Source organism: Paraburkholderia sp. DD10, assembly GCF_049177125.1.
Lineage (GTDB): Bacteria > Pseudomonadota > Gammaproteobacteria > Burkholderiales > Burkholderiaceae > Paraburkholderia > Paraburkholderia terricola.
Genome location: NZ_CP185392.1, coordinates 709,100 through 735,073, shown reverse-complemented (window position 1 = coordinate 735,073; position 25,974 = coordinate 709,100). Strand labels below are relative to the sequence as shown.

18 protein-coding genes are annotated in these 25,974 nt (G+C 60.9%); 4 read left to right on the top strand and 14 right to left on the bottom strand.

The window, feature by feature from the left end:
* Positions 1-11: 11 nt before the first annotated feature.
* From ACOCG7_RS03435 to ACOCG7_RS03425, 3 genes are all read right to left on the bottom strand, one after another.
* A complete protein-coding gene (locus ACOCG7_RS03435; RefSeq protein ID WP_244745928.1) occupies positions 12-1,289 on the bottom strand; it encodes a NupC/NupG family nucleoside CNT transporter in 1,278 nt (425 codons plus the stop codon).
* A gap of 97 nt (positions 1,290-1,386) precedes the next feature.
* The gene (locus ACOCG7_RS03430; RefSeq protein WP_083082596.1) at positions 1,387-1,761 is read right to left on the bottom strand and encodes a VOC family protein; all 375 of its coding nucleotides are present in this window, start codon (positions 1,759-1,761) and stop codon (positions 1,387-1,389) included.
* Between the two features lie 61 nt (positions 1,762-1,822).
* Positions 1,823-2,566: a hypothetical protein gene (locus ACOCG7_RS03425; RefSeq protein ID WP_073430856.1), complete on the bottom strand. Its 744-nt coding sequence runs from the start codon at positions 2,564-2,566 to the stop codon at positions 1,823-1,825.
* A 262-nt stretch (positions 2,567-2,828) separates the two neighbouring features.
* On the opposite strand from ACOCG7_RS03425, the gene ACOCG7_RS03420 reads away from it, so the two are divergent.
* Together ACOCG7_RS03420 and ACOCG7_RS03415 are read left to right on the top strand one after the other, a co-directional pair.
* Entirely contained in the window at positions 2,829-3,521 is a 693-nt protein-coding gene (locus ACOCG7_RS03420; RefSeq protein ID WP_073430855.1) for a phosphatase PAP2 family protein, read from the top strand.
* 188 nt (positions 3,522-3,709) lie between these two features.
* Complete coding sequence (locus tag ACOCG7_RS03415; RefSeq protein ID WP_421376838.1) at positions 3,710-5,350, top strand: hypothetical protein; 1,641 nt, start codon at positions 3,710-3,712, stop codon at positions 5,348-5,350.
* 132 nt (positions 5,351-5,482) lie between these two features.
* On the opposite strand, the gene ACOCG7_RS03410 is transcribed toward ACOCG7_RS03415, so the two are convergent.
* Together ACOCG7_RS03410 and ACOCG7_RS03405 are read right to left on the bottom strand one after the other, a co-directional pair.
* Positions 5,483-6,115, bottom strand: coding sequence for a LysE family translocator (locus tag ACOCG7_RS03410; RefSeq protein ID WP_154872124.1), 633 nt, complete (start codon positions 6,113-6,115; stop codon positions 5,483-5,485).
* A gap of 203 nt (positions 6,116-6,318) precedes the next feature.
* A complete protein-coding gene (locus ACOCG7_RS03405; protein WP_114163848.1) occupies positions 6,319-6,852 on the bottom strand; it encodes a GNAT family N-acetyltransferase in 534 nt (177 codons plus the stop codon).
* 719 nt (positions 6,853-7,571) lie between these two features.
* On the opposite strand from ACOCG7_RS03405, the gene ACOCG7_RS03400 reads away from it, so the two are divergent.
* Positions 7,572-13,913, top strand: coding sequence for an NACHT domain-containing protein (locus ACOCG7_RS03400; RefSeq protein ID WP_421376835.1), 6,342 nt, complete (start codon positions 7,572-7,574; stop codon positions 13,911-13,913).
* Between the two features lie 537 nt (positions 13,914-14,450).
* Here the strand turns inward: ACOCG7_RS03400 and gcvA are convergent.
* The gene (gene gcvA / locus ACOCG7_RS03395; RefSeq protein WP_244745920.1) at positions 14,451-15,365 is read right to left on the bottom strand and encodes a transcriptional regulator GcvA; all 915 of its coding nucleotides are present in this window, start codon (positions 15,363-15,365) and stop codon (positions 14,451-14,453) included.
* 99 nt (positions 15,366-15,464) lie between these two features.
* Here gcvA and ACOCG7_RS03390 point away from each other — a divergent pair, with 99 nt between their 5' ends.
* On the top strand, positions 15,465-16,307 hold the full coding sequence (locus ACOCG7_RS03390; RefSeq protein WP_244745918.1) for a DMT family transporter: 843 nt from the start codon (positions 15,465-15,467) through the stop codon (positions 16,305-16,307).
* 99 nt (positions 16,308-16,406) lie between these two features.
* Here the strand turns inward: ACOCG7_RS03390 and ACOCG7_RS03385 are convergent, their stop codons facing one another.
* The 8 genes from ACOCG7_RS03385 to ACOCG7_RS03350 form a co-directional block, all read right to left on the bottom strand.
* A complete protein-coding gene (locus ACOCG7_RS03385) occupies positions 16,407-16,880 on the bottom strand; it encodes a VOC family protein (protein WP_244746106.1) in 474 nt (157 codons plus the stop codon).
* A 207-nt stretch (positions 16,881-17,087) separates the two neighbouring features.
* Entirely contained in the window at positions 17,088-18,521 is a 1,434-nt protein-coding gene (locus ACOCG7_RS03380) for an efflux transporter outer membrane subunit (protein WP_244745916.1), read from the bottom strand.
* A gap of 10 nt (positions 18,522-18,531) precedes the next feature.
* The gene (locus ACOCG7_RS03375) at positions 18,532-20,103 is read right to left on the bottom strand and encodes a DHA2 family efflux MFS transporter permease subunit (protein WP_073430871.1); all 1,572 of its coding nucleotides are present in this window, start codon (positions 20,101-20,103) and stop codon (positions 18,532-18,534) included.
* A gap of 7 nt (positions 20,104-20,110) precedes the next feature.
* The gene (locus tag ACOCG7_RS03370; RefSeq protein ID WP_193615223.1) at positions 20,111-21,202 is read right to left on the bottom strand and encodes an HlyD family secretion protein; all 1,092 of its coding nucleotides are present in this window, start codon (positions 21,200-21,202) and stop codon (positions 20,111-20,113) included.
* Between the two features lie 86 nt (positions 21,203-21,288).
* On the bottom strand, positions 21,289-21,711 hold the full coding sequence (locus ACOCG7_RS03365; RefSeq protein WP_073430848.1) for a MarR family winged helix-turn-helix transcriptional regulator: 423 nt from the start codon (positions 21,709-21,711) through the stop codon (positions 21,289-21,291).
* A 79-nt stretch (positions 21,712-21,790) separates the two neighbouring features.
* Positions 21,791-22,213: a MarR family winged helix-turn-helix transcriptional regulator gene (locus ACOCG7_RS03360; protein ID WP_244745914.1), complete on the bottom strand. Its 423-nt coding sequence runs from the start codon at positions 22,211-22,213 to the stop codon at positions 21,791-21,793.
* 167 nt (positions 22,214-22,380) lie between these two features.
* The gene (locus ACOCG7_RS03355; protein WP_073430846.1) at positions 22,381-23,271 is read right to left on the bottom strand and encodes a transglutaminase family protein; all 891 of its coding nucleotides are present in this window, start codon (positions 23,269-23,271) and stop codon (positions 22,381-22,383) included.
* Positions 23,268-25,946, bottom strand: a complete 2,679-nt coding sequence (locus ACOCG7_RS03350) for a circularly permuted type 2 ATP-grasp protein (protein ID WP_310125411.1) — start codon at positions 25,944-25,946, stop codon at positions 23,268-23,270. The genes ACOCG7_RS03355 and ACOCG7_RS03350 overlap by 4 nt, the downstream gene beginning before the upstream one ends.
* Positions 25,947-25,974: the final 28 nt, after the last annotated feature.

Below are 25,974 nucleotides of genomic sequence, written 5' to 3'. Positions count from 1 at the left end.
CGATCCTCGATTCAATTGAGCGTAACGAACATGCCCGCGATCGTCGCGCTCATCAGGTTCGAGAGCGTCGCGGCGAGCACGACACGCAGGCCGTAGCGCGCGACTTCAGCGCGGCGTCCCGGCGCGACGGCGCTAAAACCGCCGGTCAACACCGCGATCGACGAAAAGTTCGCGAAGCCGCACAACGCAAACGACAGAATAGCAATGGTACGCGGATCGAGCGCTTGCAGACCGGCCGCGCTCACGCTTGCGGCGTCCTTCAGATACGGCGAGAGCGACGCATACGCGACGAACTCGTTGAGAATGACCTTCTGCCCGAGAAAATTACCGGCGACGGCCGCTTCGTTCCAGGGCACGCCGATCAGATACGCGAGCGGCGCGAACACCGTGCCGAGCACCGCTTGCATCGACAGTTGCGGATGGCCGAACCAGCCGCCGATGCCGCTCACCACGCCGTTCAGCAACGCGATCAAGCCGACGAACGCGATCAGCATCGCGCCGACCATCACCGCGATTTTCAGGCCCACGGTCGCGCCGGAACTCGCGGCTTCGATCACGTTGGCGGGACGTTTTTCATCGAAGTGGAGGTTGTCGAGCTGCACGCGGCTCGGTTCCGTCGTCGGGTGAATGATCTTGGCGAACAGCAGGCCGCCCGGCACCGCCATGAACGACGCGGCCAGCAGATACTCGATCCGCACGCCGAGGCCCGCGTAACCCGCGAGCACCGAGCCGGCAACGGCCGCCATGCCGCTCGACATCACCGCGAACAGTTCGGCGCCGGTCATGTCGCGCGCGAACGGCTTGACCACCGCGGGCATTTCGCTTTGGCCGAGAAAGATCGTGGTGACGGCGGAGAACGATTCGAGCTTCGACACGCCGAGCAGCTTCTGGAACAGCGTGCCGAGTACGATCACGATCCAGCGCATCACGCCGAGGTAATACAGCACGGAGATCAACGCGGTAACGAAGATGATGGCCGGCAGCACGCGCACGGCGAATACGAAACCGCCGTCGCCGAATACCTGAAACATCTTCGATTGCACGAGCCCGCCGAACAGGAACTCGATGCCCGCATTGCCGTAGCCGAGTACATGATTGACGCCGGAGGCCGCCGCCGCGAGGATGGTCTTGCCGAGCGGCACGAAGAGAATGAATGCGCCGATTCCGATCTGTACCAGCAGTGCGCTGATTACAGTCCGTAAGCGAATGGCGCGTCGGTTGGTCGAGAAGAGGTAGGCGATGAAAAGAAGTACGGCGATACCGAGGATGTTTCGTGCGATGAGTGCCATTGTCTCGTGGTGTTTCTTGTGAAAGTGGCAGTGATGCTAAACGAAACTTGGCATGGAGAAAAAAGATTGATTGGGGGTGGCTTTCTATTTGGCGGGCCTAGGCTTCGGCTTGGTGGCAAACCACTTCGATGTTATGCCCGTCCGGGCCAATGACAAACGCTGCATAGTAGTTCGCGTGGTAGTGCGGGCGCAGACCAGGCGCACCGTTGTCGATGCCACCCGCCTCCAGAGCCGCGCGATAGAAAGCCTCGACTTGCTGGCGATTCTCAGCCGTAAAGGCCAGGTGAAGATGCGCCGGCTTCTCCTCGGTTTGGTACAGGCACAACGAAGCGTCACCCTGAGAGCTAAGCTCGACACCGTACGTCGGCGTCCCCTCCGAGACAATCGCTACGCCAAGCGGTTCGAGTGCCTTGAGGAAGAACGCTTTGCTTGCTGCATAGTCGCTGACTCCGAATTTGACGTGATCGAACATGGGCTTTCTTTCTTGGGGTGAGTGGGTTGTGTTGCGGAGAGCGCTTTGTGGCGATCTACTTTCAACGGTCGAACTTTATTGTAGATCCCTGCGCATAGAATTCGTGGAAGGCGTCGATCGGGGCCGAGACGGCCAGGGGGTGCAGCGGAAAACATCGTGCAAGGTCGTCCGCGCTGGTCTGATCGTAAAGCCGGTGAACGAACAAACTCGCAGCGTCTTTTCTGACCCCGCCGTGACGATTCAAAAACTGCCCCCACAGCGGCATGTTGCGGAATCTGTTTGTAGCCACTGTCGCTTCGGCAATGTAAGACTCGGGAAACAATCGTCTATACGCGGTCAAGTTGTAGAGCCATGAAACGCCTGCTACCTGCTTGACAGTTTCCCGTTGCGCGCGGACGTGGTGCACGAGCGAAGCTAGCTCGGAGAGCCGTGACGGCATGCGTTCCCCGCTCAATGGCCCCTGTAAATGCCCGTCCGCGTTATGGAAGTGAAGGCGGATTTGACCCGGCTCGCCCAACGCATACGAGAAACAACCAAACGTCTTGATAGTCGACGCCGGCTGGACATGATGCGGGCGACTACGATAGAAGTGATAAGTCCAATCGCCCGGATCGACCTTCTCTCTCAGTCCGGCGAGGTAAGCCGACCAGATGGGATGGTCGCGATCGAACCTCCGATCGGCAACAAACCGCACGTAGAGATTCGTGTAGTCAAGAAGGGCTTCCTCCAGCGGCATGCCCCTCAACTCCGCGACGCTTCGCGCGAAATGGAGTTGAAGATCAAAAAATTCCTTGGCGTAGGTCATGCTAATTGCGTCGCGTCAAATGGCTCTATGCCGATTGCGATAATCGCACGTTCAACGAGCAGCGTCGATATGGCCTTGCTCGGCGGTTATTCGGCTTGCATCGGTGTGTTCACGAGATCATTTTCTTACGATCATTCGTCATAGTAGCGAATGCATCGATTGCAACGCCACAACACCAGAGGTAGTCTGGGTTACCCAGTGACGGCCGCCGGTTCCCCGCGCCATCGTCCTGCTCGCGCTGCTCCATACTGCCGACAAGAACATGAACAACTTTGATGCGGTCATCGAGACGTGGCTTACCAGGCCGAGCTTCGGCCTTCTGGTTAACCATGCAATAAAAGCCGTCGCCGATCTGTATATGTTCAAGGGTCTCGTGCTCATACCCATTTTGTGGTGGATATGGTTTCGACCCGGCGAGCATCGCGAGCGGCAACGCGAAATGGTCATTGCGACGATCATGAGCGGTCTGTTGGCGCTCGCCGTGGGAAGGCTTCTCGCTGATCTGTTGCCATTCCGGGTACGTCCTATCCAGAACCCCGACCTTCATCTGCACTTTCCATTCGCCGCGCAACAGGACGCCATGCTGACGGCGTGGAGTTCGTTTCCGAGCGATCACGCCATGCTGTGGATGTCCGTCGCGACCGGCATTTTCATTGTCTGGCGCGGAATCGGCGTGCTTGCGCTCCTGTACACCGCCATCTTCATTTGCCTTCCGCGCGCTTATCTCGGCTATCACTATCCGACCGATATCCTGGCGGGCGCCGCCATCGGCATCGCGATTACCTATGTCATGACGCGGCGCTCCGTTAGAGCGCGTTACGCGACTCAATCGTTGCGATGGATCGAACGCCATCCCGGCCCGTCCGCGATGCTGGCATTTATCCTCTGTCTCGAACTGGTCACCCAGTTCGACGAACTGCGCAAGTTCGTAAGCTCCGCTTCCAGGTTTCTGTGACTCCTTTTTCATTGGCTCGGCTCCGTCGGTCATAACATCCTCGCGCGACCGGCGCGGCGCTCCCATGCGAGCCGGACGTCCGCGAGCACCGCTCGGTTCGCTCCCCCGCATAGTGTTTCGCCGCGCCCCCCTATCCCGCGCGCCCGTTGCCCGCAATATCGCCACTACGCGACATTGCCGGTGTGACCATGTTCAATTCCCGAATCCAGAATCCGTCGTCTACTCCGCTGCCGGTGTCGGGCACCGCGCCCGAATCGCCGAACCGCGCGACCGGTTCGAAGGCGTCGCCATCCCGCCGCGCGTCGTCGTCGGACGCGGCGCTGGAACCGCTCGCGCACGCGCCCGTCAGGACGGCCGCCGGCGGACACGCGCAGCGCGGCGAGGCGCTCGCAAGGCTCAGGCAGTTGGGGACCGCCGCGCCCTCGCCGCTCCCCGTCAACCCGTGGAATATGCTGCTGCACGGGCTGAAATCCGGTGACGCCGCGGCGGCTTACGCCGGCGCGCTGGCGGGCGCCGAATCGCCAGGCCCGCTGCCCGCCGCGCATCCGACCGTTCTGCGCGAGCTTCAGGCGCTGCGCCGTTCTCCCGCTTGGCAGGACGTGTCGGCGCGGATTCAGTCGCACGAAGGTTTCGAGCATCTCAGCCTGCGCGGCGTCGCCCGGATGATCGACATTGCGAAGCCGTTCGGCACGTCCCGATCATGGGCGCGCGAGGCGACGACCAAGGGCGTGTTCGATGCCGCGATTGCCGGCGCCATCTTCGGCAGCGCGGAACACTACGCGTCCGCAATCGACGCGGATCCCGAATTGAGCCAGTTGCGCGCGACGCCGCCGTCGCAGTGGAACGCGCGGCAGCGTGAGCAGGCGATCAACGCATTCGGCCGGCACGTCAACGACGCGTTCGGCATCCGCAGCAAGGTCCGGTATGCGGGCGAGCAGTCGGTCGCCGATGAAGGCTCGCTGATGAAAACCTACGACCGCAGTGCGCGCGTCGACGTGTTCGATCCCGCGTTTCGCCAAGGCTTCCTGACGCTGGCCGAAGGCGTGTTTCACGAAGCCGTCCACGTTCGGCAGCACACGCAAAACTTCGACGCCGATACGCTGCAACTGCTCAAGCTGTCGCCCGAGCCCAAGACGCGCTATGAAGCCACGGTCGGACTGATCGAAAGCATGGCTTACCGGTCGGGGCTGATCGCCGCGCTGAGCGTGATCCGGCGCGCGAACACCGGCTCCTTCCTGGGTCATGTCGCGTCGGGACTCGAGGCCGCGCCGCAGGACCCGTGGGTGCTTCTGCGCACCGAACTCGCGGCCCGGACGGGACACGACCTGCACGGACTCGTTGCGATGCACGACGGCCGCATCACGACGCGCGGCGATGCGGCGAGCGTGCTGCAAGCTATTCACGAAGTCTGTTCGCAAGGTCAGCATGCCAACCACGGCCGGCTCATCGCAAAGGCGCTGTGGGGTGCATGGCCCGACGCGACGAAGATGCTGGGCGAGGACCACCGTGACGCCAACGTGCTGAAGGATTTCGAGCGCACGCTGGACGCCGCGTGCGGGGGCCGTTTGCATGTTTCGGGTTTGCAGTTGCTCGCCAAGCACGGAATCTCGGAGCCGCTCATCCGCCCCGCTCATGAGAAAGGCACCTTGGGCGCGGGCCTGAAGCTGGTCGCGCGGGCGTCCACGCCGCTGGAAATGCTGCGAATCCGGCACGCCCTGCAATACGCGCTCGGCGAGGCGGGCGGCGCTCACTCCTATGCGGAGGAGCTTGGCCTGCCGCCGCGCGCGGCGGATACGGCGCGGCCTGGTTCGTCGCGTGCGCCGGTTTAGCTGATCTCTTACTGGCCGACGCCGACGCAGACCCTCGACCGATCGCCATTCGCTGCGAATATAAAAAGCATAAACGGACCCGTTTCGGCCATTCAAATGCCGAATTTCATGGTCTGCTTCCAGGCAAACCCGCTAAGCCGTGTGACGTCGGTACAGTGCCAGAGACCCCGCGAGGGCAACCAGCACAGCACCACAAGAACGTTCGAGCCATAGTGCGCCCGACTCCTTTAGCAGGCGAATTGCCCGTGCGCCGAGCAGTGAATAGCCGAACATGATCGAGCAATCCAGCATCGCGAACGTTATAGCGAGTGCCAGGTACTGCGGCGCAAGTGGGGCGGACGGCGCTATAAACTGGGGCAGAAATGCGGAGAAGAACAGATATCCTTTCGGGTTCGTGACTGCGGTCAGGAAACTCTTGAGGAAAATCGCCGAGTTGCTGTCGCGGCTTACTTCGCCCTGCATGCTCGCGACGCTCAACGAACCCTTTGACATCAACAGCTTGATGCCAATGTACGCCAGGTAGGCCACGCCCACCCATTTGACGACGTTAAACCAGAATGCCGACGCTGCCAGCAACGCACCAAGGCCAAGCGCCACGGCGAAAATCAACACGAAGTCGGATGCGATTGCGCCAGCGAACCCATACGCGGCACGGCGAAGACCATAGCGCGAGCCATTGGTCAACGCCAGCAGAACTGTCGGTCCGGGAGTTACGATACCTACAAAGGCTACAGCGGCAAAAATTAGCAATGTACTTTCACTCATGATGGCCTTCTCCGTTGTGAGTGAATGGGATATGTCAAATAGCCACCCAGTATAGATCCGCATTCTCACCTGCAAGTCACACATGGCCCCGGTCGCCCTTGCTAGCGTGGAAATGCCATGCAGCTTTTCGCAAGCGGACGTTCACGCGATAATCGGCAACGGCGGCTCGTGGCCGACGGATGTCAGTTGGAAGACTGAACCGCTTATATCTCGCTCGTAACTGGCTGCCGAGGAATTCGGAAAACGACGGACTTGTACTTTGGCGTCACCTGGCTTCCCACGATCACGCCGCCTAACGATTCGGCGATGCGCCGGCTGGGGCGGTTCTCTTCGGCAACCGGATAGGTAAAGCTTTCACAGCCAATGGTTCGCGTTGCCCAACGTGCAATCAGAGTGACGGCTTCGCAACCGAAGCCATTTCGATGACCATCTTCACGAATCCAGATGCCGAGTTCCGGACTCTCAGTACGTACGCGGTGAAGTCCGGCCAAACCAAGGAAACTCCCGTCAGCGCGTTGCCGTATCGCGAATACATAGTCCGACCCGTCGTCTATCGACGGTATCCACGACCGCCAAACACCATCGAAGTCATGCCGTGATGCTGGCGGCTCCCACGCCATGTGGCGAGTGAGCGAAGGGGTGATGCATGCGAACGTGGCATCTGCGTCGTCGGCCGAGAACGGTTTGATCAAGAGCCGGGTTGATTCAATCTGGATTTCTGTCGGCCGCAGCGGCATCTTAAGTTTTCCGTGGAAGTTGTTTGTATTCTCCAATTGTCGACGAATCAGAAACGTGTGTCGAACGTCTCTTCATGACCTGCGGGTCGCCTCATGCAATAGGCATGCGCAGTTTAAACTGCGCATGCCTGCGATCGGCAGCATGCGACCTGCCCATTGCCGTCGTTCGCGACGAGTGCATGTCAATGACGGCTTTCGAGGTACAACAGCCTTGATCCGACATTCGAAAGCGCCGGCAATTCGGCCTTAGCCGACGGTCGCCGGTCTGCCGATGTGCGGCATCTGCTCTTCACTTCGCCGACATTCGCAAACAGGTGCCAACGAAAGTTGGCCCCGTTAGGGACGAGTGAGTCTTTCCCGGACCCGAAGCGGACCGAAAGCAAGAGGTTTACGTATCTGAGAATTCCCTGCAAGGCCGGGCGGGCAGAGGAAGATAGCGTGCCACCCCGTCGGGAGATGGAGCACACCTCCGGCTTGGGACGGGCACGTTCCCTCGCCTAGACTCGTTACGCCATCGGGTCTCTCGGCGGGTGGCGCGATGGCGTTAGGGGGCACCCTCGGCTTATATATAATTGGTGAAATCCCAAAAGTAAGCGCCGCTGAGAAAAAGAGCACAAGTAAGAAAAATGCCGAATATTGACGCAGACATCGATAACGTTCGCGCATCTCGCGCCGGCCACACATTCCACGAGCGGTGGGCCGCCAGGCGAGCGCTGCAGTTGGTCTTCCCGAATGACAATCTATTTGCGATCGCCGTAGAGGGGATTTCATCGACCGAGACTGCGAGCCCCGGAGCTCGGGCCGAAGAGATAGCTGACCTCATCCTCTATTATGGCCGCGGAGACAATTTTCAGACCTGCGAGCGGCTCGAGACCGTTCAATTCAAATACAAGCTTCGCGAAGAGGCTGTCACAGCAGCTTATCTAAAAAAGACGGTCGAGAAGTTCTCCGACACGATCCTCGGCTACGAAAAGGAGTTTTCAGCAGCCGACGTCGACAACAAGGTGTCGTTCATCTTCGTCACGAATTCTGAATTCACGGACAGTCTTTGGGACGCGATACAGTCCCTCATCGAGGGAACGACGCCTTCAGCTCCCGGCTCAGCCACTCAGGCTCGAAACATCAAGAAGTGGTGTGCCGATCGCGGCCTATCTGACGCAAGCCGCCTCTTCTCGAGGATAGTATTTCGAGCCGGAGAGAAGAGCCTTGCCGGTCAAGACAATGCGCTCAGGAGAACACTCACCGACTGGTCTGCCGGCGCGGATTCAGAGGCCAGGCTCCGGCTTCACGGGCTCCAGGATCTCGTCCTGAAGAAGGCGGGCCCAAGCGGTCAGGGCAAGAACCTGATCCGCCGCGAAGATGTCTTGGATGCCCTCGATTGCGAGCCAGAGAATCTTTTTCCGGCCGACACCCGCTTCATCGACGTGGGTGCCGTCGTTGAGCGAGCTGAAATTTCGAAAGTCGGGGATTTGGTCAAGGCGTCGAATCTACCCGTCCTCGTCCACGCCGAGGGTGGGGTGGGCAAAACCGTGTTTATCCAAAGCCTCGCTGAGAGGATGGCGAACGAATTTGAGGTCGTCGTTTTTGACTGCTTCGGTGGTGGCTCATACCGCTCGGACAATCATTCTCGGCACCTCCCGAGAATTGGGCTGGTGCAGATCGTCAACGAGCTGTCATCGCGGACACTATGTGACCCGATGCTGCCAGGCGGCGATGACAATCGCAAAATTATCAAAGCGGCGCGTAGACGACTTGCACAAGCTGCGGCCGCGATCCGAACTCAATCGAAAAAGCTTGATTTGCTTATCATTGTCGATGCTGCGGATAACGCCCAGCTCGAAGCCGATGACCGCCACGAAACAGCATTTCCAAAGCTTCTTCTCTCAGCTATCGATGAAGATCCGATTGATGGCGTGATGTTGCTGCTTACGGCGCGCACGCACCGCAAAGACAAGGTTATTGGTCGCGCCACAGTGAATGAAATCGAGCTAGGACCATTCACCGATTCGGAGGCACGTGAATTTCTGAAAGATCGCAAGCCAAGTGCTTCCGGCCTGGAGATCGCTACCGCCTTAGCGCGCTCTGGTCGGAACGCGCGTGTACTCGACTACGTTGTTCAGACCTGGGACACAAATGTCCTCGGCAAAACTTCGGCTACCCCTATCACTGTCCGCGAAATCATCGCTCAGCGTTGCACCAAGATTGTCTCGGATCTTCATGTTGCAGGATGGCCGGATTCAGAGGTAACCGAGTTCTTCGTCGCGCTGTCACTCCTTCCTCCGCCGATTCCGCTAGAGGAACTGGCAAACGCGCTCGGGTGGTCTGCGCCTCAGGTGAATACTGCAGCATCGGATTTGGCTCCAATGCTCGAGATCACGTCGCACGGTGCGATTTTCAGAGACGAGCCCACGGAGACATATGTTCGGGAGACATACTCTGATCGACCAATGGCTCAAAGTGCCATTGCCGACCGCCTTTTGTCTTCGCAGGCAACATCAACCTATGCCGCCGAAGCACTGCCACACTTTCTAGTCGTTATCAAAGATAGCGATCGAGCATTCGCGCTCGCCGATTCAACCGGCTTCCCAACAACGGTTCAGTCGGAGTTCGGCCGCCGTAGGCTAACGCTTGCACGACTTCGTGCGGCCTTTCGATTGGCGGTATCAGAAGATGACTTCGATCGGGTGCTTGCCCTCAGCATGCGGCTATCTCAGGCCGCAACAGCCAACATGCGAGGAGACGAGTTTATTCGAGGCTGGCCTGCTCTGGCGATCGTACTCGGTGACGCTGACTCCTATCGCCGCCTTGTCTCGGACCGCTCAGGGTGGCGCGGTGCTAGAAGTGCGCGACTGACGGTCGCACATCGATTTGCAGGGGATGCCGAAGAAGCACAAATTCAGTGCGAGAGCACAGTTCGGTGGATTAACTGGCATACAGCGCAGCCGCATGACGAGATACATCGCGACCGCGCCGGTCCTGGGGTTGACGACTATGCAGCGGTGCTATTCCAACATGCCGCCGAAGGCGAGTTCAGCATCGTCGATCGCAATCTCGCTCGCTGGAGTGATCGCTTCTCGCTGTCCGCCAGTTGTGAACTTTTGAAATTGCTAGCGCTGTTTGACCAAGCAAACGGCACAGCGGCGCTCTTGGATTTGGTGTCGTTTGCGGTAAGCGACCACTGCGCATCTCAAGCGCTCAAGCTGCGGCTTCTCTCGTATTCTCGCTATCTCGGTAAAAAGCAGGTGAAGGTGCTCGCGAAGGCGATTGCTAAGCCCGCACCCGACGAAGACGATGAGGATGAAAGCTTCTCCTCCGACGCCGAGCGTGGGAGTAACGATGCCATCGAGTTGGCGACATTGACAACGCTCTTCCACAGCTCGCGAGCTGCCGCCGCCGCGATCATTCGCCGTGTGCCACGTACCCGTCCGTCGGCTTATGACTACGGCGAGCGTTACGGTCCCTCGAGAGCTTGGTCTCCAATCCTCCGAGCCTGTATTCGCGCCTGGTCTGCTGGAAGGCCGGTTGCCTATCGTGACTTACTCCCGGACGGAATAAAGCTTACCAAGCAGGCAAAGGCTGTCACGACTCAGGCAGCGCTGGTGACGTTTCTGAAGGAACTCCGCGAACCGGCGTCCGGCGGCAATGCCAAGGGTGGAGGCAAAAAGCAACTCAGGGCGAAATTCAACGACCGAGAACGTAAGGACATCAGCGAAGGCATCGAGCTTGCGCGCAAGCTAACCAAGCCAATCGAAGATGCTGTCCTCTCTGGTAATCCTCTCTCAGATGCGAGTGTCACCGACTTCGTAAATGTCTGGAGCAGACATTTGCGCGAGGGCGTGCACTGGAGAGCTGAAAGCGCAGCGGATTCGCTAGTCCGTACCGTTGGGCTCGGTTGTGCCTGCATTGTGCTGAACCACGCGTCCAATATCTCGGCCGACCAGGCCAAGACACTGATTGGTCTGATTTCCGCCGGACGATTCTTCGTTCCAGAGAAGATCGAAGTGTTGGCGCTGCTTGTTAAGCGACCGGTCCTCCATGAGCTTGCGGGCGAATTCGCACGCCACGTCGCGGAACAAATCCGTCAGGATGACAATATCGGACGACGCGGCGACTCCTACGTAAAACTCGCTGCTTCTCTTGTGCCCATGAGTATCGATGAGGCCCGTGAGTATTATCGGCAAGGTCTGGCCGAGCTGGACCAGATAGGTGGAGAAAGCTACGAGCAGATCTACTCACTACTTCATTTTGCAAGCGCTCAGCAAGGTGGTTTTTTAAGACCCGCACTGGCGCAACGGCTAATGAACCTTTGCCAAACCATCGTGCGAAACGAACCAAGAAAGTTCGGATGGACGTTGTTCGCGCATGCCGCAGCCAACTCCATTGGTTTTCCGGCAATAGCCAAGCTCGTGCGTTGGTATGACCAAGACGTTGCAGACCTGTCCTACGGATTGCCGCAGCTTGCATGCTTTCTGGCAAAGAATGGAAATCTCGATCCACGCCGTACCGCCTTTGTTCTCACAATTTGTGAGGAGCACGGCTGGTGGGACTGGCGTACCGGCGATGGGGTCGCCGACTTGCTGAAAATGTCCCGGCCTGCGGACCAGAGGCGGATCTTCTTGGCGATCATCACAAAACTGCGCGCTGAGTACCCGTTCGGTGCTTGGCCGTCTCTTTGGGAAGGCTTCCTGGAGACGACGGGTAATCTGTACCCAAACGCAATCACCACCGAAGAGCGGGAGGAGATCGAACGGCTCAGGGCAGAGGCTAAGCGCAAGCAGGATGAGTCTAACAGTCGCAATAACTCGTCGCCGGCCTTCCTGACTACTCAAACCCTAAAGCCAAGCAAAGAGGATATTGACAGCGCCATCGCCGCGTTGGTCTCGGCCTGCGATCTGGCCTCAGCAACTTCGATTGACGAAAGTCTGAAGGCCATCGCTGCAGACAATAATCTTCGCTACTCTGCTCGACAGCAATTTATCGCCGGATTGCGTGCTGCGTGCCCGTACCCCGAGCGTTTGAACTTTTTGTCCGCGATCTGCTCCGCGTCCCAGCTGAGCCTCACTCAATCATTGGAAATCCTAGCCGAGTGTTTCGCTGCTTGGAACAATTCATCCACGCACCTAAGCTCCAAGGCGAAAACGCTGGTTGAGCGACTGTTTGAGTGCAAGAGCGCCGAACTGTTCGAAGGTCAATTTTCCAGTATTGCGCGCGATATCCGCCGACTGTCGGATCTCTGCAATGACAAGGCCTTCGTGCTACAGCTCGTCCTCCGCAAGGTCGCAGAGGATGAAGTCGAACTCGACGGTGATGAGTGGCTTCAACTGGCCACCGTGTTATGCGATGTAACCTCAGGACGAGCCGGTCTCGACGCGTTGGAGTTGCTACTTTCCGGTCCGGCCGCTCGCATCGCCGACGAGATCGGAGAGGGACCATTCCGCCCTGAACAGGAAATCGCGGGAAACGACGCGGAGTTGATTTCAGACGTCACGTGGCACCTCCTTGGCGAGGACGATGCCTATGTCCGCTGGTCGGTCGCGAGGGGACTGAAGACGCTTGTCGAGTTGGGGCTCAACGACGACCTAGCGCTATTGCTTGACCGTTTCGATCAAACAGAAGTCGCGACCCTAGCGTCAGCGGATAAGAAGCTTTCTTTCCAAAATTCCCGGCAGTGGTTGCTGATGGGGTTGGCGCGAGCCGCTTTGCACCATGGACAAGCCATGGGTGCCCTTCGGCCCAAGCTGCTTGCTCTCTCCGGACGAGACGACCTGCACGTCATAGAAAAAGTCCATATCGCTAGATGTCTGGGTCACATTAGCAACGGGGAACGGCGCGACGCAGAGTTGGAGGCGTTGCTTGATGAGATCAACCGGCCTCAGTGCGGCATTGTCATCAGCGACGTCTACCCGAGTGCGGCGAAACCGACATCAGATTTTCGCTTCGATTATGAGTTTGCAAAAATCGAGATCAGCACCCTGGCTCATCTGTTCAATGTCGCACAGGCAACGGTCGAAGACGCAATTGCGGCAGAGATTACGCGCCGATGGCCCGATGCCACCTCGCTAGATTATTTTCCCGGCCGTGAGCGGTACCAGCGGGACCAGAGCGACCGGTACGAAACCTATCGGGAGCATATTCAAAGACACGCATTGCTTAGCGCTGCCAGTAGACTGTCAAAGACACTGCCCGTGGTCGTTCGGAGCTACGAGACCCGAGGCGACTCACCTTGGCTGAAGTGGCGTGATCGCTACGACCTCACGTTCGATGATGGTTCGTGGTTGTCCGACCGGAAGGATTCCGTCCCTCGGCAGGCGAAAGAAGGTCTGTTAGGTGAGAGAATCGGCCAGCAGGAAACGCTACAGGATCAAAATGAAGTGCTGCGGAAATTGGGCTTTGTGGAGACCGCCGCTGATGCACTGCTTCCGCTATATGGATGCTGGTCATCGCCTGACGGCGTGAATGTACGGATCACGTCGGCGCTGACGGAGCGAAAGGGTTCCATAGGTCGCTGTATGGCATTCGCCAAGCGGCCCAGCCATGAGCTTTGGTTACCGGAGTTTTGGGACGAGGGGTACTACGACCACCGCTATCGCCAAGAGAGCCCTTTCGCTCCATTGGTGTGGGCTCCGGAGACCCGCAGTCTCGGTATAGATGTGGGTGACGAGATCGCGGCGAAGGGGCCGGGTGGGCGACCGCGTCTTGGGATCACCCTGACGAAGAGCCTAGAGTTGGCGAATGAGCCAAACTGCGATGATTGGCGTGAGACAGATGGACGTCTCGCTCTGAGAAGCCAGGTTTGGGGTAGTTGGAGGCCCGATCCCGATCACAGCGGACATCGCCATCAGGATGATGGCGCGATTCTATGGGCTTCGCCCGATTGGCTTGACGCAACATTGTCCGCCCTCGACCGGCGACTTGTTTTCACGGTGACGCTGTGGAAGTACCGCTCGTCGCGTGACTACGACCCCTCAAGCGGCGTCAAATCCGTTCTTGTTGGGCTAAGAACTGATAACAGGAGGTTTAGGCTTTGGCAAGCAAAGAAGACTACGAAGCAAGACTATTGAAGCAATCGAATTGAGCCCCCCCCCCTGCGTGTGAACTTCAAAACCGTTGAGTTGACCGAGATCATAGATGAAAGGTATCTCATTGAGTTTGCCGTATCCATTTGAGCTCAAACCGTCATGCGTCTGAGTTAATAGGAGCGGCTGTTCGGGGTCGGGTGCCGTCCTCTGACAGGGCGTAAGGCTGTCACTCGAACTGACATGCAGTCCAACGATCGCAGAGTCGCCCCTTGGCCGAGGATCGGACCAATGACCGCAATGGCCGACGACATGCCTCACATCGCTGGCGGTCGAACGGCTGTTCATGGCGCGAAGCGGCCGCACGAACGTCCATCTGGCAGCCAACGCCTCACGGCAGATCCCCGCCCTTCATCGATCGACGGCAAGCGACCCGATGGCCCCGATGGCCCCGATCGCCTCCGTATCACCTATCAGCAAACCGCCGACGACTCAGCCGCGCGTCGAATCAAACCACCAACCACCCTCACCCCCGCACCCGCCCCATTCGCAATTGCCCCGCGCCAACAGCACTCCGCGACCTCACCCCCGAGGACCCGTCTCCGCTAACGAACCCATCCCCTCACGCTCGATCCACGATCGAAACAGCACAACCAGTTCATCGCCGGACTTCCCATCCGGGACATAAGTGCAATAGCTTCGAGACGGCAGACGAGGACCGGAGAACGGCGTGACAAGCCGGCCAGCCGCGAGATCGTCGGATACCAGCGCAGTCGGTCCCATTGCAACGCCTATCCCCTCGATGGCGGCCTGCAAGGTCAGATAGAAGTGATCGAAGGTCAGCGTGGCCGCCGGCCGCAGTTCAGGAATCCCCGCCAGCGTTAGCCAGTCCGGCCAGAGTCGCGGCAGACTCGACGTGTGCAGCAACGTATGCTGCCGCATATCGTCCGGCACCCGAAGCGGCAGTCGATGCAAGAGCGCGGGACTACAAACCGGCAGCCTTTCCTCAGCGAGGAAGAGTCGCATCGAGTAGCCATAGAACGTGTCCGGGCCGCCCCGGATGACGATGTCAAAGGTCTCGGCCAGGCTCTCCACCGACTCGTTCGACGTCTCCACTTTGACATCCACATCGGGATATGCCGCGCGGAATTGCGCCAGTCTCGGCACCAGCCAGCGCAACGTAAATGTCGCAGGCGCATTCACCGACAGTGTCCGCGAGACGGTTTCCGGAAAACCATATCTTGCGGTTGCCTGCGAAAGCTGCTCGAACAGAGGGCCGACTTCCGCGAGGTAGACCTTTGCCGCCGGCGTCAGCAACACGCGCCGGTTGTGCCGTTCGAATAACGATGCGCCGAGCCACGCCTCGAGCAGCCGCACGTGCTGGCTCACCGCACCATGCGTGACGTGCAATTCCGCAGCGGCTTCCTTGAAGCTGCCGAGCCGGCCAGCGGCCTCGAAGGCGCGCAGTGCGTTGAGTGGAGGCAATGCCCGCTTCATTCGAAATAGTTTCTCTAACTCGAAAGCGCAATTTATCTGGTTTGCCGGTCGGCAACAAGATAGATATTCTTCTTGCAACACAGCTTCCCCGGGGCCCGCATGCTCAGTTACACCGGCGGTCTCGTCCTTCTCGCCGCCCTGCTCCACGCGAGCTGGAACGCGATGCTGCATGGCAACGAAGACCGGTTCCTGTCCATGACATGGATGAGCATCGCCATCGCAGCGGTCTCCACGCTGGTCATCCTGTTCACGCCATTGCCGGCCAGCGCGGCCTGGCCGTACATCGTCGCATCGGGGATCGTGCATATCGTCTACAACGTGACCCTCGTGCGGTCGTACCGCCGCAACGACCTGGCACAAGCGTATCCGATCGCGCGCGGCTCATCGCCGCTGCTCGTTACGCTCGGCGCGGCGCTCTTCGCGCATGAGACGATTCGTCCCTCGCAGGTACTTGGCATCTTGATGATATCGGGCGGCATCATCGCGATCGCGCTGGAGCGGTTTCATGTATCGCGAGCAGGTTTGCGGGCCGCGCTGACGACCGGCGCGACGATCGCCGTCTATACCGTGATCGACAGCATCGGCGTGCGCTTGTCCGGTGGCGAGGCGCTCGCCTACACCGCATGGATGTTCCTGTTCTATTGGCTGATGCCGGTACTGTTCGTCGCGCTGCGTGGAGTCACCGCGCTGTGGCCGCCGGTACGGTCCGCGCCAGTATCGATCGGCTCATCGCTCGTCGGCGGCCTGGTATCCATCGCGGCGTACGGCATCGTGATATGGGCGCTGCAGTCGGGCGCGACGGGAACGGTATCGGCGTTGCGCGAGACCAGCGTGGTATTCGCGGTGCTGATCGGGCGAGTGTTTTTACGTGAAGCGGTAAGTGCAAAGCGCTGGATCGCCTGCATGATCGTCGCGGCCGGGGCGGTTTGTCTCGGGCTTTGACATGAGCTCAAGCGCGGCCTCCGTGTCGAGCGCACGAACCACCACGATCGCTCGACACTGACAAGAAATTTGCAAACACGTAGGAGATGAAACGTCGCCCTAACCCGTCGTTCCCGCATACGCGGCTTTCAGCGCCGCAACGTCGAACTTCACCATGGTCAACATGACGTCGGCAACACGCTTGGCCTTGACCGGATCGGCATCAGCCATCATCTGAATCAGATCGTTGGGCACGATCTGCCACGAAACGCCGAAGCGGTCTTTCAGCCAGCCGCACTCCTCGGGCGCACCGCCGCCCTCTAGAAGCGCGTTCCAATAGCGATCGAGTTCCGCCTGATCGTTGCAGTTGACCATAAGCGATATCGCGTGATTGAACGGGTCGAGTCGCCCGGCGCTCATGGCGATAAAAGGCTGCCCGAAGAGAACGAACTCGACAACCTTCGTCGAGCCGGCGCTCGGCACCCCGGTAACTCGAACGACGCGCGAATCCGGAAAGATATTCGCATAGAAAGCAGCGGCCTCCTCGGCTTCGTTGGCGTACCAGAGAAAAGGCGTGATCTTCTGAATTGTCATCGCAAATCTCCTGTCAGTTTCCACTGGATGTGGAGGCGAGCCGCACGCCGGTAACGCATACGACAATCTCCTCCGTCTATGCGGGTTCCTTCAATATCGGCCCTGACGGTGGTCGACGCATCTTCGCCCGCAATTGTCGCGATTGTATTCCCGAACCGCTCCGACGAGGAGCCGCGCTCAACGCCGCAAGAACCACGACCGCGGAGATCAGTTTTCCGACGATACCGTCGTGACGGTTTCACGCGCATTCCAGCCGCCGCCGAGCGACCGGTACAACGCCACGGCCGCGAGCGCGTGCTCGCGCCTCGCCTGATTCAACGATTCCGCGTCGCGCAGATACGCCTCCTGCGCCGCGAGCACGTCGAGGAAACTCGATGCCCCGCCCTTGTACAGTTCACTCGACAAACGCAGCGCCTGGTTCGATGCATCGAGCGCGCCGCCAAGACGCTCCACCTGTACCGCGCCGTTCACCAGATCGCTGCGGTTGTCCTCGATCTCCTTGAGCGCTTGCAACATGGTCTGCTGCAAGCCGAGTTGCGATTCGCGCATGCGGCTTTCGCTCGCGTCGATGTTCGCGGTAATGCGGCCCGCGTTGAAGATCGGACTCGTCGCGTTCAATGCGGCGCTAAAGAGATTGTCGGTGAGCGTCGGCAGGCCGAGATAGGACGACGCCAACAAGCCGTCGGCGAGATTGAGCCTGAACTGCGGATAGCGCTGCGCTTTCGACACGCCCACTTCCGCCGCGCGCTGTTCGACAGCCGCATAGGCGTTGCGAACGTCGGGGCGCTGCAGGAGTGCTTCGGACGGCAACACCCGCGGCACGCCTTGCGAGGGCACCGGAATGTCGCGAGCATCGGCGAGCGTCAACCCATCCACGCTCTCGGGCGTGCGCCCCGAATACACCGCGATCAAACTCAGTTGATGCTGCACCGTCGATTGCATGCGTGGAATCTGCGCCTGCAAATCCTTTAGCTGGTTCTGCGCGCGCGCGACGTCGAGTTGCGTCGACAAGCCGTATCGCAGACGCTGCTGCGTGAGCTTCAACGCGCGGGCACGGATCTGCTCATTCTCGCTAAGAATCCGCAGTTGCGATTGCGCCCAACGCAGATCGACATATGCCGCGGCCGTGTTGGCCGCGAGCGCGAGGCGCAACTGGTTCAAGGCGGACTGACGTCCCGACACCTGCGCCTGCGCCGCGAGCACCGCGAGACGTTCGCCGCCGAATACATCCGGCGTCCAGCTCGCCGTCAAACCGACACCGGCCTGGCGTACATAACCGAGCGGCGGCGGCGTGTTCTGGCGCGAATCGGAAGCGCTCGCGCTTGCGTTCAACTCCGGCATCAACGCCGCGCGATTCTGCGTCACGAGGTTCTGCGCCTGCTTCACGCGCTCCGCTGCCGCCTGCACGTCGAGATTGCCGGTCAATACGGATTCGACCAGTTGATGCAGGACGGGGTCGCCGAATTGCGTCCACCATGTGTCGGCGCTCACGCTGTCTTGCGGCGCATCGACGCTCCACGCGGCCGGAGCGACGGTTTCAACCGTTTTCGGCAAATCCGCGTGCGTTTCCGGTTGCACCGCGCACGCCGCGAGCGTCAGCAGCGCGGCGCTCGCCAGTACCTTGATGATGATCGGTTTCATATTCAATTCCTCAATGGGCATCGGGCGGCGGCGCACTGTGGCCGAACGGCCGCGAGAACAGCACGCTCAGCAAACCGACCGCGAAACACAGCGACACGGCGAGAAACGTATCGGAGAACGTCAGCACGAGCGCCTCGCGCATCAGCAGCGAATGCAACTCGCTGAGCCCCGCGTTGGCCGCATTCAGCGCGTTTCCGCCAACCGCCGCGAAATGCGCGCTCTGCTGCCGCAAGATCGATTCGACCAGCGGGCGGCCCGCGTTCAAATGTTCATCGAGCCGCTCGTAATGCAGATTCAAGCGGTCGTTGAGCATCGTGCTGCTCACCGCGATGCCGATGGCGCCGCCGAGATTGCGCATCAAATTGAACAAGCCGCTCGCCGAACGAAGCCGCGACGGCGGCAACGAGCCGAGCGCCATCGTCACGATGGGCGCGATGCTGAACTGCTGACCGATGCCGCGCAGCGCCTGCGGGATCAGCAGTTCCTGCCAGCCCCATTGATTGGTCAACGGCACGTAGAGATAACAGCCGGCGCCGAACAGCACGAGGCCGAACACCATCAGCAGGCGCATGTCGACAATCCGCGCCAGCGTCGAATACGCGGCCAGCGCGATCAACTGGAAACAACCGACCGACAGCAACGCCAGGCCGATCTGCAACGAATCGAAGCCACGCACGCGCGACAAAAACAACGGCGTGAGGAACACCGTGCAGAAGATGCCAATGCCCGTGATGAACGACAGCAAACTGCCGATACCGAAGTTGCGCACCGCCAACGCACGCAAATCGACGATCGGCTCTTTCGCGGTGAACGCATGCACGAGGAACAAGAAGCCGCAAATGGCCGACACCCACGTGCATAGAATGATGACGTCGTCGCCGAACCAGTTTTTCCGCGGACCCTCTTCGAGCACATATTCGAGGCAGCCGAGAAAGCCGGACATCAGCAGGATGCCGAGGTAGTCGCCTTTTTTCAGCAGCGACAGATCGACGTTGTCGACGTGAACGTATTTCGGCACCATCAGCGTGACGGCGATGCCCGGCACGAGGTTCAGATAGAACAGCCAATGCCACGACCATTGCGACGTGATCCAGCCGCCTATCACCGGCCCGATGGTCGGCGCGAGCGAAGCCAGCGCACCGATGGTGGTGGCCGCGATCAGCCGCTGTTTGCCGGGGAACAACACGAACGCCGTGGTGAACACGGTCGGGATCATCGCGGCCCCGAGCGCGCCTTGCAAGCCGCGAAACAGGATCATCGAGTTGATGTCCCATGCGAGGCCGCACAGCATGCTGGTGATCGTGAAACCGAGTGCGGAAAAGGCGAACAGCCAGCGCGTCGAGAACACACGCGTGAGCCAGCCGGACATCGGAATCACGAGAATCTCGGCAATCAGATACGACGTCTGCACCCACGAGAGTTCGTCCTGACTCGCGGACAATCCGCCGCCGATGTCCTTGAGGGACGACGCGACGATCTGGATATCGAGCGTCGCCATGAAAAAGCCGAGACACATGAGCGCGAACGCGAAAACCTTGGTGCGCATCGGCTGGTCGGCGGGATTGGCGAGGGGTTGAGTCATGATCGCTTTATCCGCGTGCCGGCGCGTCGACATGTACTTTCACCGTTGCCGAGAGGCCGGGCCGCAGCACGCCCTGCACGTTGCGGGGCACGTCGAGGCGGATGCGAACCGGCACGCGCTGCACGATCTTCGTGAAGTTGCCGGTGGCGTTTTCGGCGGGCAGCACACTGAAGGTCGCGCCGGTGGCCGGCGCTAAGCTCTCCACCACGCCGCGGATCCGCTGGCTCGACGCGTCCAGAGCGACGTCGACGCGATCGCCGACGTGCATCTTCTTCAGTTGGTCTTCCTTGAAGTTGGCGTCGATCCACAGTCCGCTCGCGGGCACGATCGTCAAGAGCGACACGCCCGTGTTCGCCAGCAGGCCGACGCGCGCGGTGCGGTTGCCGACATAACCGTCGATCGGCGAGCGGATCGTCGTGTATTCCACGTTCAATGCCGCGACGCGCTGTGCCGCTTGCGCGGTGGCGATGCGTGCCTCGGCGTCGCCGATCTGCGCGTCGAGCACGGCAATCTGACGCTGCGCCGCGATCAGCGCCGCGCCGCTGCGATCGACCGCGGCATGCGCCTTCGTCAGATCGGCCTCGGCCCGCTCGACCACCTGGCTCGACACCGCGTCGTCCTTCACCAGTTCGCGATAGCGCGTGCGATCGGCGGCGCTGCGCGTCAGCTCGGCGCCTGACGCTCGTACCTCGGCGGCCTGCTGGTTGATCGTCGCGAGTTGCAAGGATTTCTTCGCCTGCAATTCGGTGACCGCCGCTTGCGCGCTGCGCACTTCCGCGCTGGCTTGCGCGAGGCGGGCGTCGTAATCGCGCGCGTCGAGCCGGATCAGCACCTGGTTTGCGTGGACGAACTGATTGTCACGCACGAGTACATCGGTAACGAATCCGTTCACCTTCGGCGCCATCACGGTGACATCGCCGCCCACGTAGGCGTCGTCGGTGGTTTCCACGAAGCGGCCGACGAAGAACCAGTACGACGCCGCCAGTGCCAGCACGGCAAGCACCGAGATGATCGCGAGAAGCATCCAGGGTCTGCGCCGCGCCGATGTGGCCGAGGGCGCCGCACCGGACGGCGCGATAGTCGAAGGGGTAGTGGACATGATGTCGGTGTGTGCGTATGCACTCGTTGCGTTAAAAAAAACGGCGCGTTGGATTGCGCCGACCATGCGTTAGCTGATACGAAGCTTCAGACTGAATCTCGAATGATTGCAAACAGTTCACTGCGCAATGCCGCCGCGCGCTGCACGCCGAAACGGTGCTCGAATTCGGCTTGCGCGGCATGCCAATGCTGACGTCCGGCTTGCAACAGTTCTTCGCCTGCACAGGTGAGCGAAATGGACAGTGTGCGCACATCCGCGCCGAGCGCCTCGCTCGCTATCAGGCCGTTGCGCCGCAGCGGCTGAATCGTACGAACGAGCGTAGTGCGCTGCATGCGCATGGTGTCGGCCAATTGCTTCATCGTCATCGGACCGGCGCGCTTCAGGCGCCCCAGCAGCGAAAACTGCGTGATAGTGAGTCCGACATTCGCCAGATGGCGGTCGTAAAGCTGCGATACGTGACGTGCGGCCTGACGGATCGCAAAGCAGTCGTCGTCGAATGGCCCTTCCATTGCGCGCTTCCCTCATTCAAAGTGCGTATGCACAGACACGGACGCAACGATGCTCGCCAAAGCGAACACGCGTGCGTTGTTAACCGGTGATGCCGAACAATTCGGCGCGCAGCACCTTGGCGCGCCCGTGCCCGAACCTGGATTCGAATTCGTCCTGCGCGGCGCGCCATGCAATGGCGGCCTGATCGAAAGTGGCTTCGCCCTTCTCCGTCAAGCTGAACAGATAAGTGCGGCCGTCATGTTCCGCCGATTCGGCGGCGACGAGGCCGTCGCGCTGCAACGGCTTCATGGCGCGGACCAGCGTGGTGCGCTCCATCACCATCGAGTCCGCCAGATCCGCGATGGGCAGGTTCGGCTTGCGCGCGAGCTTGGCGAGAATCGTGAACTGCGCGGCCGTCAGCCCGATCGGGCGAAGATGGCGCTCATACATTTGCGTGACGCGCCGGGCCGCCTGGCGCAGCGCGAAACAGTTGCATTCGTCGTAAGAGAGGGGGCGGTTCATGATCGGCAGTGTAGGTGTGCATACGCACAGCGTCAAGTTCAATTGCAGCACTGCAGTGTTGCAAAAACGGCAAGCGGCGCTTTTTTGGCGAACATGCGCGGGCACGCGAGCGAATCCGCAGCGGCGGACAAGCGGCTTGCCGAACCGAAATGAAGTATGGCGAGGGGCTAAAGCGCGAGAACGGTCACGCCCACTTCCACCCGATGCGCGCCGCCGCCGAGAATCATCCCGCGCAGCAAGGACACGTCGCTGTAGTCGCGGCCGATCGCGAGCGTCACGTGATCTCTATCCGCGAGCACGTCGTTGGTGGGGTCGAGATCGATCCAGCCGCTCTCGGGACAATGCACCGACACCCACGCATGCGACGCATCCGCGCCGATCAAACGCGGCTGCCCCGGCGGCGGATCGTTGCGCAGATAACCGCTCACATAGCGCGCCGGCAAACCGAGCGAACGCAGGCAGCCGATCATCACCTGCGCGAAATCCTGGCACACGCCGCTCTTCAATTCGAAGGCGCGCTCGGCCGGCGTGTCGAACATCGTCGCCGAAGGTTTGTATGCGAAGTCTTCGTGAATCCGGTGCATCAGATCGATCGCCCCCGCGGCGATCGGCGTGCCAGGCGCAAAGCTCGGCAACGCATACGCGCGCAGCGACGGCCGCGGCACGATATTCGGCGACGCGAAGCAGAACTCGACCTCGGGCCGGAACTGCCCGCCCACGCGAAAGCGCAGCGCGTCGGCCACGTCTTCCCAAGGCGGCGTCGCATCGGGATCGAGATCGGTCCAGCGCGGCATGAGCGCCACCGTCGTTTCGCTGACGAGTTGCAGCCGCTCGTGCGGCGCATCGAGCGCGAAGTACAGCACGTCGTTGCCGAACGCGTCGATCCGGCTATGCAGATACGACGGTTCCGGCTCGATGCGTTCCTCGTGCGAGACCACGCGTTGCCAGGCGCACGCGATCGGCCGGATGGTCGCGAGATGCTGCGCCGTTTCCACATACGTGGAGTAATGGTAGGTCGTGCGATGCGAGACGGACAGCACGGTCGGCGTGTGCTTCATGACCACACCTGCGACGCCACCGTACTCGCGTGACTGAAATAGCGCGCGCTGATCTCATGCGCGGCGGCGCCGACAAAACCGCCGATCTGATCGCACATCGCAATCAACTCGACGTAGGCGCCGTTTTCATCGGTTGCGCACAGCGCTTCGAGCGTCGGCAGCGACGCGGCGTGCGGCATCAGTTCCGCGAACGGACGATGCCGCACGCTGCCCGCCGCCACCGCGATCTCATCGAGCTTCTTGCGCAAACGCTCATAGACGCCGTAGATACCGCGCGGATTGGTCGGCTCGATCACCAGCAGATCCAGCAGGGCCGGCACTTCGAAACGGCCTGGATAAAGCGAGCGATACGTCAGCGTGCAGTCGAAGAATTGCAGCAGCAGATCGAAACCGGCGGGCGTCGCGAGCTGCCCCTTATCGGCGACCACGCGGAGAAACGACGTCATCGCCGACACGCGTTCGATATGCCGCCCGACGAACAGCAAACGCCAGGCTTCGTCGCGCGTCATGCGGTCGCCTTGCGCGCCGCTGATCGCCGACAACTGCACCGAGAGATGTTCGAGCGCGTTCATCAGCGTCACGCGGTCGTAACGATCGTAGCGTTCGCCGCGGCCATTCAGGCCGCCGTTGCCCTGTCCGTTGCCGGACCCGTTGCTAGACCCATTGCCATTGCCCTGCGACGCGCCGCCGCTGAAACCAGGCGCCGGCATCAGCATGTGCAACGCATCGCGAAAGTCGTTGCGCGCCGCGAGAATCGTGCGCCAATGATCGTTCGACAAGCGCCCGCGCACTTCACCATTCGAGCGCGCCTGGCACTGCAGGTTCTGCCCGATGCTCGACGCGCCGGTGCTCTCGCTCAGATTCGCGACCAGCGCGCGCTCGAAAGCTTGCGGCGAATGCGGCGAAAACATGTCGCCGGACTGCACGAGCCCGCAGTAATTCGCGAGCTCGACGAGCGTGGGGAACATCGCGTCGGCGTCGTTGCCTTCCAGCGAGCCGAGAATCAGCCGCAACAGCCGCACGTTGTTTTCGGCGCGCTCGCCATAACGCCCGGCCCAGTAGAGGTTTTCCGCCGCGCGGCTCGACACGGTGCGATGCTTGCGCGCGAGATCGGCGGGCTGCATCGGCGAAGGCAGCAGCGTGAAGGTCGAGGTCGGCTGGCTCGAGAGCACCCACGTATCGACACTGCTGCCGCCGTATTGCATCGAGACCGTCGGCTGGCGCTCGGCGGCCATGCGCGTGAAGCCGCCCGGCATCACATGCCAGCCGCCGTTCACATCGGCGATCGCATAGACGCGCAACACCGACGGACGGCGGCCAATGGTGCCTTCCTCGTAACGCGGCGTGCAGGAGAAACGTTGCGACTGCTGGATCGTGTAGTTGTCGGGCATGGCTTCGATACGTTCGCGCCACGTCGAAAGCCGTTGCCTGCCGTGCTCGATGCCGGGCGGCGCGTCGCGCGCGGCGAGCGGCCACGTCGGCACGATCAACGCTTCGTCCAGGCGCGCGAACGCGTGTTCGCGCGCCGCCTCTTCGCCGCACCACCAGGTCGCCACGCTCGGAAGCAGTAGATCCTCATCGAGCAGCACTTCGGCGATGCCCGGCAGAAACCCGTGCAAGGCCGGCGATTCGACAAAGCCCGAGCCCGGCACGTTGGAGACGATCACGTTGCCCGCGCGCATCACCTGCAACAAGCCGGGCACGCCGATGCTCGAATCGGCGCGCAGTTCGACCGGGTCGCAGAACGCATCGTCCAGACGGCGCAGCACGACGTGCACGCGTTCGAGACCGGCGAGCGTCTTCAGATAAAGCATGTCGTCGCGTACCGTGAGGTCCTTGCCCTCGACCAGCGTGACGCCCAGATAACGCGCGAGAAACACGTGCTCGAAGTAAGTTTCGCTGAACGGCCCCGGCGTGAGCAAGGCGATATGCGCCGACGTCTCGGCGCCGTCATGATCGTGCCGCATCGTGGCCTGGGCCGCCTGCGCGAGCGTCGCGATCAGTTGCGAATAGGTCGGCGCGAGGCGGCTCACGCGCATCGCGCGAAACGGATCGGCGAACAACGCCGACACGATCAGCCGGTTTTCGAGCGCGTAGCCGAGCCCGGAGGGCGCTTCGGTGCGATGCGCCATCACGGTCCAGTCGCCGCCGGGCATGCGCGCGAGATCGACCGCCACCACTTGCAGGAATTGCCCGCCGGGCGGCGCATAGCCCTTCACCGAGCGCAGATAGCCAGGATGACCGAACACCAGCGCGGGCGGCAACTGCCCGCGCTCGAGCAAGGTCTGTGGCCCATAGATATCGGCGACGATCGCATTGAGCAGATGCGCGCGCTGCGTCACGCCGCGCTCGATATGCGCCCACTCGGCCTCGCTGATCAGGAACGGCAGCAGATCGAGCGCCCACGGCCGCGGCTCGCCGTTGTCCGCGTAGACGTTGTAGCTGATGTCGTTATCGCGGATCTGCTGCGCGATGGACGCGCAGTGATCGTCGAGCCGCGCGATGCCGTCTTCGCCCAGCCGCTCGAAGAACTGCCGCCACGGTTCGCGCAAGGCGCCCGACGCGTCGCGCAACTCGTCCCAGTGTCCTTCGTGGGCCGGCAACAGCCGCAGCAAGGACGAAGCGTCCGCGCGCGCCGCGGACGTTTCGAAGGGAAAAGTCGATTGAAAGGCCAAGGTCGTGTCGTTCTTTAGTGTGCCGCGG